The 13,861-nt window shown below is 63.5% G+C and carries 18 protein-coding genes; 10 read left to right on the top strand and 8 right to left on the bottom strand.

The genetic code is table 11. The annotated features are described in order from the left end of the window. Window positions 1–2 precede the first annotated feature (2 nt). Together ACQP2T_RS60125 and ACQP2T_RS60120 are read left to right on the top strand one after the other, a co-directional pair. Complete coding sequence (locus tag ACQP2T_RS60125) at window positions 3–293, top strand: hypothetical protein (RefSeq protein ID WP_433513575.1); 291 nt, start codon at window positions 3–5, stop codon at window positions 291–293. 345 nt (window positions 294–638) lie between these two features. After that, complete coding sequence (locus tag ACQP2T_RS60120; protein ID WP_433513574.1) at window positions 639–1,412, top strand: hypothetical protein; 774 nt, start codon at window positions 639–641, stop codon at window positions 1,410–1,412. Between the two features lie 656 nt (window positions 1,413–2,068). Here ACQP2T_RS60120 and ACQP2T_RS60115 read toward each other — a convergent pair. Next, entirely contained in the window at window positions 2,069–2,620 is a 552-nt protein-coding gene (locus tag ACQP2T_RS60115) for a hypothetical protein (RefSeq protein ID WP_433513573.1), read from the bottom strand. A gap of 19 nt (window positions 2,621–2,639) precedes the next feature. After that, entirely contained in the window at window positions 2,640–2,948 is a 309-nt protein-coding gene (locus ACQP2T_RS60110) for a hypothetical protein (protein ID WP_433513572.1), read from the bottom strand. A gap of 167 nt (window positions 2,949–3,115) precedes the next feature. Between ACQP2T_RS60110 and ACQP2T_RS60105 the strand changes: the two genes are divergently transcribed. Then, window positions 3,116–3,340 (top strand): hypothetical protein, encoded by a 225-nt coding sequence (locus tag ACQP2T_RS60105; RefSeq protein ID WP_433513571.1) that lies wholly within the window; start codon window positions 3,116–3,118, stop codon window positions 3,338–3,340. A gap of 5 nt (window positions 3,341–3,345) precedes the next feature. Further along, window positions 3,346–3,699 carry a hypothetical protein gene (locus ACQP2T_RS60100; protein WP_433513570.1) on the top strand — a complete coding sequence of 118 codons (354 nt, stop codon included), beginning with the start codon at window positions 3,346–3,348 and terminating at the stop codon, window positions 3,697–3,699. Window positions 3,700–3,717: 18 nt separating this feature from the next. Here the strand turns inward: ACQP2T_RS60100 and ACQP2T_RS60095 are convergent, their stop codons facing one another. Continuing rightward, window positions 3,718–3,870, bottom strand: a complete 153-nt coding sequence (locus tag ACQP2T_RS60095; RefSeq protein WP_433513569.1) for a hypothetical protein — start codon at window positions 3,868–3,870, stop codon at window positions 3,718–3,720. Between the two features lie 237 nt (window positions 3,871–4,107). On the opposite strand from ACQP2T_RS60095, the gene ACQP2T_RS60090 reads away from it, so the two are divergent. Genes ACQP2T_RS60090 through ACQP2T_RS60080 form a run of 3 tightly spaced genes read left to right on the top strand, consistent with a single transcriptional unit; the run spans window position 4,108 to window position 6,932 of the window. Then, window positions 4,108–4,296 carry a hypothetical protein gene (locus ACQP2T_RS60090; protein WP_433513568.1) on the top strand — a complete coding sequence of 63 codons (189 nt, stop codon included), beginning with the start codon at window positions 4,108–4,110 and terminating at the stop codon, window positions 4,294–4,296. Between the two features lie 27 nt (window positions 4,297–4,323). Then, window positions 4,324–4,689: a hypothetical protein gene (locus tag ACQP2T_RS60085; RefSeq protein ID WP_433513567.1), complete on the top strand. Its 366-nt coding sequence runs from the start codon at window positions 4,324–4,326 to the stop codon at window positions 4,687–4,689. Continuing rightward, window positions 4,686–6,932: a cell division protein FtsK gene (locus tag ACQP2T_RS60080; RefSeq protein ID WP_433513566.1), complete on the top strand. Its 2,247-nt coding sequence runs from the start codon at window positions 4,686–4,688 to the stop codon at window positions 6,930–6,932. Before ACQP2T_RS60085 ends, ACQP2T_RS60080 begins: the two co-directional genes overlap by 4 nt. Before the next feature lie 652 nt (window positions 6,933–7,584). Here ACQP2T_RS60080 and ACQP2T_RS60075 read toward each other — a convergent pair. Continuing rightward, window positions 7,585–9,126 (bottom strand): recombinase family protein, encoded by a 1,542-nt coding sequence (locus ACQP2T_RS60075; RefSeq protein WP_433513565.1) that lies wholly within the window; start codon window positions 9,124–9,126, stop codon window positions 7,585–7,587. A 26-nt stretch (window positions 9,127–9,152) separates the two neighbouring features. Between ACQP2T_RS60075 and ACQP2T_RS60070 the strand changes: the two genes are divergently transcribed. Continuing rightward, a complete protein-coding gene (locus ACQP2T_RS60070) occupies window positions 9,153–9,470 on the top strand; it encodes an SDR family oxidoreductase (RefSeq protein ID WP_433513564.1) in 318 nt (105 codons plus the stop codon). A 7-nt stretch (window positions 9,471–9,477) separates the two neighbouring features. Here the strand turns inward: ACQP2T_RS60070 and ACQP2T_RS60065 are convergent, their stop codons facing one another. Next, the gene (locus ACQP2T_RS60065) at window positions 9,478–10,413 is read right to left on the bottom strand and encodes a hypothetical protein (RefSeq protein WP_433513563.1); all 936 of its coding nucleotides are present in this window, start codon (window positions 10,411–10,413) and stop codon (window positions 9,478–9,480) included. Between the two features lie 279 nt (window positions 10,414–10,692). Between ACQP2T_RS60065 and ACQP2T_RS60060 the strand changes: the two genes are divergently transcribed. Further along, a complete protein-coding gene (locus tag ACQP2T_RS60060) occupies window positions 10,693–11,799 on the top strand; it encodes a hypothetical protein (RefSeq protein ID WP_433513562.1) in 1,107 nt (368 codons plus the stop codon). Between the two features lie 13 nt (window positions 11,800–11,812). Here the strand turns inward: ACQP2T_RS60060 and ACQP2T_RS60055 are convergent, their stop codons facing one another. After that, complete coding sequence (locus ACQP2T_RS60055; protein ID WP_225300008.1) at window positions 11,813–12,145, bottom strand: winged helix-turn-helix transcriptional regulator; 333 nt, start codon at window positions 12,143–12,145, stop codon at window positions 11,813–11,815. 97 nt (window positions 12,146–12,242) lie between these two features. Between ACQP2T_RS60055 and ACQP2T_RS60050 the strand changes: the two genes are divergently transcribed. Then, complete coding sequence (locus tag ACQP2T_RS60050; protein WP_433513561.1) at window positions 12,243–12,818, top strand: NADPH-dependent FMN reductase; 576 nt, start codon at window positions 12,243–12,245, stop codon at window positions 12,816–12,818. A 66-nt stretch (window positions 12,819–12,884) separates the two neighbouring features. Here the strand turns inward: ACQP2T_RS60050 and ACQP2T_RS60045 are convergent, their stop codons facing one another. Next, the gene (locus ACQP2T_RS60045; protein ID WP_357957564.1) at window positions 12,885–13,124 is read right to left on the bottom strand and encodes a hypothetical protein; all 240 of its coding nucleotides are present in this window, start codon (window positions 13,122–13,124) and stop codon (window positions 12,885–12,887) included. Window positions 13,125–13,293: 169 nt separating this feature from the next. After that, the gene (locus ACQP2T_RS60040) at window positions 13,294–13,803 is read right to left on the bottom strand and encodes a VOC family protein (protein ID WP_433513560.1); all 510 of its coding nucleotides are present in this window, start codon (window positions 13,801–13,803) and stop codon (window positions 13,294–13,296) included. Between the last annotated feature and the right edge of the window lie 58 nt (window positions 13,804–13,861).

The raw sequence follows: 13,861 nt of genomic DNA, 5'->3' as shown, positions 1-13,861 counted from the left end.
TAATGCTCGAATTCAGGATCGAATGGAAGGCGTCCAATTTCGCCGATACCGAATACGGTTTCGTGGGAAAAGTCAAGGCATTCTCGATCACCAGAAGGCAGACGGGAGAGGGGCGTTGCGTTCTTTCTCCCCGGCTTCCTGATGAGAAAGGGATGAAGCCCAAGTCAGAGGAATTCTTCTCTACGCAGCTGGCCAAGGACCGCGCCAACGTACTGCTTCGTCAGTTCTTGGCGGATCTAGGGCTCCGCCTCGCTAACTCTCCGGTTGAGAGCGAACCTAAGAGACGGGCATGACAAAAAGGTGAATTTCACGATCGAAGGAAACGACTCCTCACAAGTGTCTCCACCCGCTCAGGGACTTACTGCCATCCATGAACTGTACGAACGGGTTAGCGCGGAACTAGAAACCGCTTCTGACCTTCCCGAAGCTTTTGAGCAGGCTACGCAGCTGGCAATTTGTCTACGTCGGATCGCGGATAATGCGGCCCTAAAACGCGCCAAGATTGCAGAGCGCATCCTTACGGATAACGACTTGTCGCTTACAGGCTTGGGGGAAAAGTTGGGCATATCGAAACAGCGTGCTGCCCAGCTCGTGGCTACCGCGCGTAAAAGAGCTTCAGACTAAAGGACGGTCAAGCTATGTCTGCGAAGAACATTATAGATATTGGTATTGATACCGCTGAATTGAGGCGGCGCTACTACGAGGCTGGACAAAGTCTAAATAGAATCGCCAAGTCGCTTGGCGTGTCGGCTACAACGATCGCAAGACGCTTAGAAGCCGCACAAATCCCGCGCCGAACTTCCCGCGAAGCCTTGCGGATTAACCCGCCTCGTCCAAGGATTGATATTGGTATTGATACTGCTGAATTGAGGCGGCGCTACGAGGCTGGACAAAGTGTAAATAGAATCGCCAAGTCGCTTGGCGTGGCGGCTCGGACAATCGAAAGACGCTTAGACGAAGCACAAATCCCGCGCCGAAGTCGCCGCGAAGCCCTACGGCATAGGCGGACTCGTCCGAGGATGGATATCGGAATTGATGCGACCGAATTGAGGCGGCGCTACGAGGCTGGAGAGCTCATAGTGCACATCGCTCATTCGCTCGGCGTCTCTACTACAACAGTCCGCAGACGCATGGTAGAGGCAGGGATTAAGCGCCGCCATCCAAACGATCCACGATCCCGGACCTATCGAAAGAAGGTGGCGTTTAGCGAAGAAAGTGGAGAACAGGTGACCGCAGAGGAAATGACCGATCGCTTTGAAGCGGGGGAGACCTTTGAGGCCATCAGTAAAACGGTTGATATTTCTACCCAGCTCGTCAGGCTAAGAATACGAGAGGTTCAATGGTTGAGATACGAGGCAGCACAACGCAGCGGTGTCAGCAATTCGCCGGTAGAGGCGAATACGGGAGACTAGCCGCCAGAATGATTTACATAATTAACCCTCCTGTTTCGTACCTCATGCGCGAACGGTCAGGGGCGGACCCATGCGCGAACGGTTGCATAGGGCCCTTTGAGGTTGACCCAGCGACGTTCACCAGGACATGCAAAGCATGCGGCTTGTCGCTCACCTGGCCCCCGCTTCAACGTTAACCTGGGTATAGGGCGTACGCGGAGATGTCTCCGTGGAGATAGGTGGTACAAGAAAAGGCATCCTGGCCTATGGGCCAGGATGCCTTTTTCGTTTGTCGTCACACGCCCCGCACTGCGTATGGCGAATTTGCTCTATAGCTCTGCGATGATGGCAATAGTTAGGTTCGCGTAATTGTCTGTCAGGGTAGCCTGCAATCTGGTGCTACCGGAACCCATCGTTTCGTTGGGTAGAGCTTTGGCAGTTAGGGCCTCTGTCCACCTCTCGAAATCACGGCGCCGCTGGTCGGGATTCTCTGCATCACATTGGCCGGTAAGTGCGACCGGAGACGCGTCACTGGCGATAGTCCATGTAATTATTGGCAACTCCTCATTCGCGACGCGTGCTAGAAGCTGTTCGAGCACACTCACGGTCTGCTGCTGTACGTGAAGTTGTTCTAGCGAACCTTCCGACACTTCATGCTCCTTAGTTGTCCGAGCGAATTACCGTGCTTCATGCCCTTCGGGGAGAGTGATCGGTTCTTCCCCGTGCTCGTGGTCGTACATGCCGGCTAGTGCCGGACGAAAGACCGCGAGATGGTCGGGCCATTTTCCGCAGAGAGCCGTACGTGCAGCCGAATCTGTTTGCAGTAGAAACTGCAAATGCCGCAAACCATGCATAAGCACGTCGATGTATCGGGGGATTGGGGCTTCTGTTGCCTCAACTGCTATCGGCTTTCCTACTGCACCCGGTAGAACCGGGCTGATTGGCGCTGCGGTTTGCCATTTATCGCGCACGAACGCGCCACAGCCGATGACGGCGACATAGGTAAGGATCACGGCGGGACCTTCGGCGCGCCAACTTGTCGAGTGCAGGAGCTTCACGCCATCCGACGCATCATTTTCCTGCAAGAGATTTGTAACGGCCGTGTGGGGGTCGCTGTCTTGCCGTATGGCCTGGGAACGCCATGCATCGCGTCCGCTGATTAGCCATAGGCCGACTTCGTCAGCCGATACGGGCCAGACTTCAATGATTACCTCTGTCAGCTTGGTCATCGAAGTTCCTTGTCACGTTTCACGCTGGGCTGTTGATGTCTCTTGCGCTTTTGATGAGTTGGGCAGCACGCGCTTTCGATACTCCGATGCGTCCGCCCAATTCAGCTAGCGACATTTCCTCTTCTCTGAAAATGCGGGCTGCCGAAAGCGCGCGCTGATCTGCCGACGCTTCAAAGAGGCGCCTTAACGTTTCGACCAGTTCCGTCGCGTCGCTGTAAGCGCGGTTATGGTCCGGTTCGGCATGGATCGCCTGAATTGCCGCACCAAAAGCGTTTTCGAGGTCAGCAAGCGCGGCCTGCACTGCTCCGATCGCGCCTTCATTCGTCATGAGCGCCAGAGTACGCGCTTCGTCAAGGGGGGGCTAGACCCTTCGTACAGGGGGCCCTTGACGTTCGTGCAGGGGGGGCTGTACGGTCCAGCGTGTAGTACCCCCTGCACGGTCATCGAGGGGGGCAAGCAGTCGCCGGAGTCAAGTTGCGGATGGGAGTGATCTTGATGGCGAACTTTGAGAGTGTCCACCACTCCCGCGTGATCACGGGCGCTCGCACCCTGGCGGATGTCCTTGACAACGGCACGGATGCCCTGGCTTTGAGCCAGCTGGTAGCGACGGTGCTCCTAGTGGTGATCGTCGCGCTTCACGCGGTTGCGGATCTCTTGGAGAACTGCCCTGACTCGCTGGCCCTCTATGGCTCGCTGACCTCACGACTCGGAAGGAAGTGATCAACATGAGCGCTCGTAACCGGACCGATCACCGGACGCGACTCATTGAGGGCCTACGAGCCCTCGCCGACTTCCTGGAAGATCGGCCAGAGTTGCCCGTACCCGACATGGTGCATGCCACGGTATGCGTCCTGCACGGCAGCGAAGAGGAAAGAAAAGCAGAGGTAGAGCGCATCGGGCGGTTGATCGGTATGCCCCTCAACCCTGCCGATGCGGATCTTGGCTACCACTCGGCGGAGGTGCGCTTCGGCCCTCTGCTGTACGGCGCAATGACCGCTACAGAAGCGCGTCGTGCCAGGACCAACGCACTCATGTCTTACCAGGACTGCGTCTCTCCAGACCTTCCCCCTGGAGCGTGAACGGTGGACATCCCCCTACTAGTGCTCAGCCTCGCGGCTCTCGCCGCCATGGGCGCTCTCGTGCTGTTCGTGGCGCTGGTCTGCGGCATTCGTGCCGACGACCGCCACCGGAACCTCCTGGACCGCCCCCATAGCGGTGCGGAGCGTGCGGCGCGGCGTGTGCTCATGCACGCGCGCCGCCCCCGTCCCGACGACTCCGCCCCCCGCTCGCGTCAGGGGGGGAGGTGATCCCTTTGCGCACATTCCCTCTGACCCCTGTGTGCCTGTGCGGCGCATGTCCGGACCCCGGAAGCAAGCGCTGCCGCAAGTGCCGCGCCCGGTCGGCGTGGCGACGTCACAAGGCCCGCCACGACGGCATCTAGCCGTCCGCTCATGTCTCGCTCACGTGGGGAAGGAGGTGATACCCCGATGAACGTCACGATCCCCGTGGTTGTGCTCCTCGGCATTCTCGTGGTGCTGGCCGTGCGCTTCCTGAAGCTGCGGCTTTGGAGTGTGCTGCTATGCGTCGCGTTCGGTTTCCTGCTGGCTGCAACGGCCGTGGCTCCCGACGTCCGCCGCGCGCTGGGCGCAGTCGTGTCCTGGCTGACCGGCTCCTGACCACCGACCCGAAGGAAGTGATGCCTAGTGACCAACGGCCATCCATACCCCGACCCTGACCTACAGGAGGTCATCACCCGCAACCGGCTCGCACGTCAACTCATCGGCACGTTCGCCCGCTCGACCACGACGCTCGCGGACCTGTGGCAGCACGTCACAGCCGCTCTAGCCGACACGCCCGCCCTGGTCGTGGAGATCACCCGGCTCCGCAGCGAGATCACCCGGCTCCGCCTCGACCGAGCGGACCTCATGGCCGCCGCACGCGCCACCCTGCACGCGCACGCGGACGGCGAACACGATCCCCTGTACTACCTGCGCGACGAACTGTCGGCGCAGCGCGCACGCGCACGGCACCCGCGAGGCAGGCGCGGGGGACGGGATGGCGCCTCATGACGCGCCCGCCCGACCCTGACGAGTCGTCCGCGCTCCCGCTCGATGGGTTCGCCTGGACGGACCAGAATCCGGAGTTTTCGCAGGTCAGAGAGGTGCCCAAATCCGCCGGCGAAGGGCCAGAAAATGATCTTGAACCCTCCGCGGGCGAGGTAAATGATCTTGGCCCGGACGGGGAAGATCAGTTCTTCGACCGGGAATCGGTACCCGACGATCTACCGGCGGACGGGCCGCCGGTAGATCGGCCCGACGACGACGGCGTACCCCCCGACCGGTCAGCGACCGGTCGGGGGCGTGCCCCCATCCTGCCGCCGTGGGCACGGACCTGGATCGGCACCCGCGCCATGCTGGTGTGGTGGAGCAAGGATGCCGCCTACGTGCTCGGCTACCACGCCGTACGTCTGCCGAAGTACGCGGCCAAGGTGGCGATCTACGCGCCGATCGGATCGGTCTCCGGCATCGGCCGACTGTTGAGGTGGGCCAGTGCCGAAGAGGGCAACTGGGCGCTTCGGCAAGCGGCTGCTGACCGCAACGATCCGATGACCTGGCTCAAACTCGACAAGCAACGCGAGCGGCAATCGCGGTGGCGCTGGTCGGTGCTGATCCTGGCCATCCTGGTCAGTGCCACCGCCGTGCCCCTCGTCCTGGCGCTACAGGTCACCGTGCCCGAGTGGGCACGGTGGGCGCTGCTCGCCGTGCTAGTGCCGATCCTTGCCCGTGCTGGACGGCCAGCGGACAAGCCGATCACTGATCGCGTCAGCCAAGGGGCCCGCTACCGCAAGCTCACGGCCGAGCTGGTACGCCGCTCGCTACTCAGCATCGGCATAGGCGCGATCAATGCGGCCGTAGCCAAAGATCAGCACGCGATCAGCTTCCCGCAGGACATCCACCGCGACGGACCTGGACACCTGGCGATCGTCGATCTGCCGTTCGGGGTTGAAGCGGCCGACGTGGTGGCGCGGCGGGGACGGCTCGCGTCAGCCATGCGGCTACCGCTCGATCAGGTATGGCCAGAGGTGGCTAGCGGCCATCCTGGACGGCTCGCGCTGTGGGTCGGCTACCAACCGGCGAGCACGATGGAACAACCGCTCTGGCCGCTTCTGAAGGGCGGCACGGTGGACGTGTTCAAGCCGTTCCCGATCTTCACCACGCCACGCATGGAGATCATCACAGCCATGCTGATCTTCCGGAACTGGCTGATCGGTGGACAACCCGGATCGGGCAAAACGTTCCTGCTGCGGCTGTTGGGGCTGGCCGCGAGCCTCGACCCACGTGCCGAGATCAGAGCGTATGAGTTCAAGGGCGTGGGCGACTTCAAGGTCATCGAACCCGTGTGCGCTGAGTACGGCAATGGCCAAGATGACCAGACCATCGGCCGTGCCGCCGCACTGATCAAGTGGCTGTATCACAGCGAGTGCCAGCAACGCGCGGCCAAGATCAGCCACTACCACGCGCTCGGGATGGCTCCAGAGAACAAGGTCACGCCCGAACTCGCGTCCCGCAAAGGGTCGGGGCTTCACCCGCTAGTGGTGATCTTGAACGAGGCGCAAGAACTTTTCCAAGACAGAACCCATGGTGCGGAAGCCGGGGAGCTGTGCGAAAAGGTGATCAAGCTCGGCCGAGCTCTGGGCGTGATCCTGCTGATAGACACCCAGATCCCGGACAAGGATTCCCTGCCAACCGGGATCACCCGCAACGTCAACACCCGCGTATGCCTGTCGGTAAGCGACCAGGTCGCAAACGACATGATCCTGGGTACCGGGATGTACAAGGCGGGCCACCGCGCCACGGTGTTCGAGCCGGTAGTAGAGGCGGGGTGGGGCATCCTGGTCGGTCTGGGCAAGCCCGGTGCCCGCAGGGGATTCGAGGTCAACGCCGACCAGGCCAAACAGGTCGTCGCCCGAGCGATCGCCCTACGCGTCAAGGCGGGCACCATGCCCGACCCGCACGCCACCCGACCGGACCCACCCACCTACGACCTTCTCGCCGATCTGGCGCACGTGTGGCCGGACGCTGAAGACGCTGCGTGGAACGCCGAGCTATGCACGCGTCTGGCCGCCCTGCGGCCAGAGGTGTACGGCGGATGGAAGTCCGAGCAACTGACGGCGACCCTGAAGCCGCTCGGCGTCAAGGTCGGCGACATCGGCCGACGCATCGACGGCAAGAAGCACACGCGGCGCGGCATCTACCGTGCAACCCTCGCGCAAGCCATGGCGGATCGTGACCAAACGGGCCGTGCGGACTGAGCCTCGGGCGGTGCTTCCGGAAGTAGCTCACCCTGCTTCCGGAAGCACCCCCGCTAGCACCCCAAAACGCAGTCTGACCAGTCAGGTAGCAGATAGCAGGCTGACCGACTGACAACCCGTATTCAGCTCAGGAGGTGGTTTGTTGACCCCCAACACACTCGCTGCCGCCGCAGCAATCGCCGTTCCCGTACTGCTCACGCTGAGCTACGCCTACGCCTGTTACGCCCGACCGTTCCGCGAGCATCGCCGATGCAAGGGCACCGGACGAATCGCCCACCTCGTCGGCCGTGGGTGGCGTTTCTGCCCCCGCTGCGGCGGCACCGGTCTACGCCTACGGATCGGTCGACGCCTGTGGAACCACGCCCGCCGACTCCACCGCGACGGCACCCGTAACGCTTCGGACGCTGAAAGGAGGTGATGTCGAACGAGCAACCCAAACAGTCGTAAACAAAAGAAAAGAGAGAGGGTGATAATCCCCACTCCTGAAGAGTGGGCCGAACGCCAACTAGAAAACGCGCCGACTAGGTCAACTCGCTGGGCTCGTGAGGTAGCGCAAATCTACTGCCTAGAAATAGCGGCTGACCAATAACCAAAATAGCCCCCGCTTGCTCGACCGCAAGCGGGGGCTATTCGTGCTCTGGGATATTGGCGCTTATGGCACCATGCTCTCATGTTCTTCATTGAAGACCGGCTCAATTTGATCGGGGTGAAAGCGAACGCCTCGACCCGCTGGGCGGATGATAACTGCTGACAGGCTCTTTGCGATGGCTTCATGTTTCTGCTCTAGGGTAAAGTCCGGCTCGTTCCATCTCTTTTCCAGGTCTACGATCACGCGTCGTCGGGATTGCTGCTTGTTCTCGTATGTGCGCTTTTCGCGCTTTAGTTGAGCCTCACGCGCTTCCATCCTCGCCAAGCTGGGGAAGTAGCGCTCGGCGGAGTATTCGCCTGCTTCATAACGCTGGGTGGAGTCGTTGATGCGTTCTTGCAGATCCGCCAATTCCTTTGCTTTGGGCCATGGTGGCTGCTCTTCGCCTTCCTCTTCTTCCTTCTGGAATTGAATCCTTCTGTGGTCGGCGATGACGAGAGCTGTGATGTAGTCGTTGATGGGTTTGGCGATACGGGAGGTGCCGCCGCATCCTCCCAGTCCTTTGCCGGGACATATGTAGAGCTCCACCCTCTTGCCGTCGCGTACCCCAAGCGTGCCTGACATTCTGGCATTGCACTTTCCGCAGCGCAGGAACGGTGAGAGGAGGTACTTCGTGCGTGAGCCGGTTCCCGTGGCTCCGAGACGTGATGGGGCTTGGGGCTTGGAAGGCTTCCATTTCTGGCACACCTCTTCCCATTGTTCTACCGTCAGGATGGGGTTCCATTCGCCTCGCACGGGGTTGCCGGATTCATCCCTAAGGATCTCCCCGTCATAGGTGCGGATGCCGCAAATGCGCGGATTCGTGAAAATGCCATTGACGGTTGTCGAGCGCCACTCTGCACCGGAGACCGTGGGTATTCCGCGTTCTTTCCATTCTCGCGCAATAGTTACTGCACTTACTCCTCCTCTGATTCTTGGGAGCTCTCGCAGGATGTGTGCTTGCTCTCTTTTGTTGACAGCCTTTCTGTCTTTCCGCCATCCGAAGGGCCGAAGAGGGCCACCGTTGTTCTTTCCCTTTAGTGCGGCATGCCGCTTTCCGGTAGCGACTCGGCGAGAGGTGTTCCGGGATTCCTGGTTTCGCTGATTGACCAGCCCGCGCGCTGCCGAAATACCGGCGTCCGTCGTAAGGTCGATATTGCCTGTCAGGCTGACCACGTACGCGCCGTAGTGCTCGACAACCTCAATGAGGTCTTCCAAGATTCTTGGATCGCGTGTTGCACGATCGAGATCGGCTACAGCCAGAGCGTTGCATTCGCGGCGGCGTAGGCCGGTAAGGATGTCTTCCCAGTCGGGGCGAACGACTCGATACCCATATGTGCCATCAGGCAGCGAAATTCTGGTCTTCTTGTAAGATGAAACGGCGTTTTCGGGTACTTCCCGATCGATCCGCCCCCCGATGCTCCGAACGAGGGCACGGAGATCCGTGAGCTGATTGGCTAGCTGATCTTTTCTGTCGGCGGATTCTCTCGCAGACAAGATCCAAACGAGCTGGTCAGGGTCCCGATCGATGAGTGTGCGCCCCTCGACTCGGCGCGGTGAGGTGGTCATGTCTCGGAGTATGCACTAAAAGAAGCGTGGCTAAGGCCGCGCTGATGATGTTCTCCAAGACGCTGTCGACTGAGGTCATCGACCACAACATCCGGGTGAACTGCGTCAACCCCGGCCTGGTCCTCACCCCTGACTGGGTGAAGACCGCCAAGCAGCTGACCGCGGACAGCGGCGGGGACTGGCAGGCGCACCTCGACGAGATCGCGCGGGAGCACGCGCCGATCAAGCGGTTCGCCACCCCGGAAGAGGTGGCGGATTTCATGGTCTTCCTGTGTTCGGAGCGAGCCGGCTATTCGGTGGGCTCCACGTACTTCGTCGACGGCGGGATGCTCAAGACGGTGTGAGCCGGGGTCAGGTGAAGTGCGCCTCGGCTCGCAGCCTGCCGGCGGCGTCCTGGACGCTCAGCTGCCCCGACTCCGGCGAGCCGGTGACGACGAACGGCTCGCCCTCGAAGACAGGACGGCGCAGGCGGTAGGTCAGACTGGTGATCCGCCGCCCCAGGGTGTGCCGTCGGGGCAGCTCGGCCATGAGAACGGCGAGCAGCGGGCCGTGCACGACGAGGCCGGGGTAGCGCTCGACTTCCGTGCAGTAGCGCTGGTCGTAGTGGATGCGGTGGGCGTTGGCGGTGAGCGCGCTGAAACGGAACAGCAGCGGGGGCGTGGCGGTGACCGCAAGCCGCCACGCGGCATCAGCACCGGCGGGACCAGCGCCGGCGTCAGCGTCAGCCGAGGCGGGGGCGGGGGCAGCGGCCGGAGCCGGCTCTCCCGGTTGCGGAAGTGTCTCGCCGGGAGTCGCTCCCTCGGTCGGCGGAAGCGTCTCGCCGGGAGCCGCCCCCTCGGTCGGCGGGTCCGAGCGGTAGACCAGGTCCTGCTCGTCGACCAGCCGCAACTCCCCACCCTGCCGGTACTCGTACCGCACCGTCACGAACAACAGCTCTCCCGTCCGCCCCTCCTTCGGCGTGACGGCCGTCAGCTCAGCGGTCCGTACGGCGGGCCGCCCCATCTCCAGCCCCCGCCGCGCCCGCATCCGCCCGCCGGCGATCATCCGCCGCCGATGCGGGATGGGCGGCAGGAAGCGCCCCTCGGCCGGATGGCCGTCGAGGCCGAGGGCGGCCTGCGGCGGCCACTCAAGGAAGTACAGCCACTGCCACGGCAACGGCAGCGCCTCACCGGCGGTCGGCGGCGCGTCGAGAACCGCCGCCAGGGCCGCCGCGGGCTGGGGCGAGATGACGTCTTCGCTGGTCACGGGCTTGGGCTGCCAGTCGCGTAGGTAATCCAAGAGCGTCATTCGCCTACCACCTCTTGAGCGCGCGACCGGGCCACCACGGCAGCGGTTCGCCCGGCACCTCATCGGTACGAGGCTATCGGCGAGGCGGGCGACGAACGGCAGGTGGTCGCCCCCAACTGACCCGGACGGGCGGCAGGTGGTCGCCCCCAACTGACCCGGACGGGCGGCAGGTGGTGACCCGAACCGGCCCGGACTTCCGCCAGGTGGTGACCCCAACTGGCGGAAGAGCCGTCCCGACAGCACCAGGGACGGTTAGTGTCACTCCGGACACGAGGAGTGATGATGACCATGCTGGCGCGGGCCGTTGAGCTCAAGGCCGAGCTGATCCACTTTGCCACCTCCGGCAGGTTCGAGCGCGAGCTGAGCGGGGTGCTCGACCGCTTCTACGCCGACGACCCGCCCACCGACGAGGCCGCGGCCTTCCTGCCCATCGACTACTTCGCCCACCAGCACCCGCTGACCGGCGGCGACACGGTCATCGACCGGTTCCTGCGCGAGCGGCCCGACCTGGCCAGGGCCGAGGTCGAGCTGCTGTCGAGCTGGAAGGAGGTGGTCGAGGGGGTGTTCGAGGTGCGGGTGGTCGACGGGGCGGCCGTGCGGCTGTTCAACCTCGTGGACGAGCTGGTCTACCGGGCATTCTCCAACCTGGGCGAGGCGGCGTTCGGAGAGCTGCGCCCAGGCATGTACGTGGTGGGCAGGCTGCTGCCGCTCGGCCTCGACTGGCTGATCAGCGGCACGCCGGCGGTGCACGCCGCCGCCGCGCGCGACACGCTCCTGTCGGTGGCCGCGCACATAGCGCTGGAGCATCCCGACTGGGTGTTCCGCAATCCGGTGCTGCTGACGCAAGCCAGGGAACTGCAGGGCGAGCAGCGCCGGTGCTTCATCAGTCACTTCGGGGCCGACCTGGTCGTGCTGCGGCCCGCCGAGCTGGCCGACCGTATCCGCGGCTATCTGGCCTACCAGTCGGGTCGCCTGGGCGGCCCGGCGCCGACCACGCAGGAACTGCCCGTACAGATGGACGGGGCCGAGACCGTGGCCCTGATCTTCGACGAGGTGGCGGGACTCGGTTACTACGCCGACTTCGCCAAGCTGGAGGAGGTCTTCCTGAACCCCGGTTTGGTCGCCAGGCGGCCCTATCGCGAGCTGGTCAGCTCCTACCTCAGGGGCGACGCCGTCTCGCCGGTGCCGATCCGGCGGCTGGCCGAACGCGATCCCGAGAAGGCCGGCGCGGTCTTCGCGAGACTCCTGAACAAGCGCGGCTTCGACTGGGAACGCAGCGGCGAACTGCTGCTGCGCACCCACAAGCCAGCACATTTCACCGCCCGGCCGCTGCCCACGGTCATACCGGTCACCGAGGCCATCGCCGAACACGTGGGAGCCGCCTGATGGTTCCCGAAGGTCAGGAGGCCTTCTCTTCCGGGAGCGGGATCCACTTGTGCGCCCAGATGACCAGCTCGTCTATGACCGGGCGCAGCTCCTCGCCCATCTCCGTCAGGTGGTACTCGACCCTGACCGGCGAGGTGTCGAGCACTCGCCGCTCGATGAGCCCGGCCGCCTCCAGCTCCCGCAGGCGCCGGGCGAGCATCGTGTCGTTGACCCCGGGGATGGCCGCCTTGAGCGCGGCGTAGCGGTGCGCGCCTTTGAAGATCACTTGCAGCACGGCGCCCGACCACCGGGCGCCGATCAGTTCGAGGGCGGTGTGGAACCTGACGCACACCGAATCAATGCTCACGCCGCAGATCTTACCCAACTGCCGCTCCATTTGCTAAGAAATATGTAGTTACTCAATAATGTTGAGCGACTAGATGTCTGAGACTGAGGAGCGCCACATGTCCAAGCCCGTACTGCAGGTGGTCATCGCCAGCACCCGCCCCGGCCGCGTGGGCAGGGTGATCGGGGAGTGGTTCTACGAGCGGGCCGTGGCCGGCGGCGACTTCGACGTCGAGCTGATCGACCTGGCCGAGGTCGGCCTCCCCTTCCTGGACGAGCCGAACCACCCCAGGCTCAAGCAGTACGAGCACGCGCACACCAAGGAGTGGAGCGCCATCGTCGAGCGCGGCGACGCCTACGTCTTCGTGACGCCCGAGTACAACCACAGCTTCAACGCCGTGCTCAAGAACGCCCTCGACTTCCTGCACCATGAGTGGCAGCACAAGGCGGCCGGGTTCGTGAGCTACGGCGGTCTGTCCGGCGGCACCCGCGCGGTCAACAGCCTGCGCCAGGTGGTCAGCACTCTGAAGATGATCCCGGTGGTCGAGGCCGTCAACCTGCCGTTCGTCCCGCAGTTCGTCGAGGACGGCACGGTCAAGCCCAACGACGTGATGACCGCCGCCGCCGACGCCATGCTGGCCGAACTCGCCAAGCTCACAGGCGCCCTACGCCCCATGCGCCTCTCGGCCGCCTGACCCGCCTGACCCGCCTGCCTGCCGGGCCATGCGGCAGGCGGCTTATGGCGGGCTATTCAGGCTATTTCAGGACTCGTCGTCGTTGTCGATCAGATTGTCGAGCACGCGGGTCACGGCGTCACCCAGTGGGCGGAACGCCTGGCTGAGCGCGTTCGCGAGCGGACCGAAGATCTCCGTCACCTCGTGGATCAGGTCTTCGGACTTGCTCTCGGGAGGCGCCCAGCGCATCGCGTCGGCGCTCAACGTCTCCCATTCGTCGACGACACCGTCGATGGCGTCGAGGACATGGTCGGGATCGCTCGGCATGGCCCTCCTCCAAAGCGCGGGAGTGGGATAAGGCCACGGTACATCCAGTGCGAAATGTGACGCCAGGACGTCAGGCGGGGGATCGGAGACGTCGGGGCGTCGGGACATCCGACGGGGATGGAGACGTCACAGCGACGGGACGTCGGACGGAGATGGAGGCGTCAGGACGTCAGACGGGGATGGAGACGCCCACACCGCCGCGCGTCTGGCCGCCGTACCTCTCCTTGTCGGCCGCGAGGTTGAGCGGCCGGATGCCGCTGCGCGCGGTCAGCACCTCTTCGGTGAGGAGCGAGGCGGGCACCAGCCACGAGACCTCGAACTCCAGGCCGTCCGGGTCGTGCGCGTACAGGGCCTTCGTGGTGGAGTGGTCTGAGGCCCCGGCCAGCGCGCCCAGCTCGCTCAGCTTGGCCGCGATGCGCTCCAGCTCGTCGAGCGTGTCCACCTCCCAGGCCAGGTGGTAGAGGCCCACGGTGGACCGGCCGGCGGCGGACTGTCCCGCCTGCTCGCCGATCTGGAACAGACCGAGGTCGTGGTCGTTGGTCGAGCCGGACGCCTGCAGGAAGGCGGCGCCGGGCATGCCCATGACCACCTCGAAGCCGAGGGCCTCCCGGTAGAAGGCGACGCTGCGCTCCACGTCGCGTACGTACAGGACCGCGTGGTTGAGCCGCTGGACCGGCATGGTGAACCCCTTTCGGCGGAAGCTACCTCTGAGTATATGAGAGTTCAACTAAAATGGG

This window comes from Nonomuraea sp. CA-143628, assembly GCF_050942315.1.
Taxonomy (GTDB): Bacteria; Actinomycetota; Actinomycetes; order Streptosporangiales; family Streptosporangiaceae; genus Nonomuraea.
The sequence above is the reverse complement of the archived record's forward strand: the minus strand, read 5'-3'. Positions and strand labels throughout refer to the sequence as shown.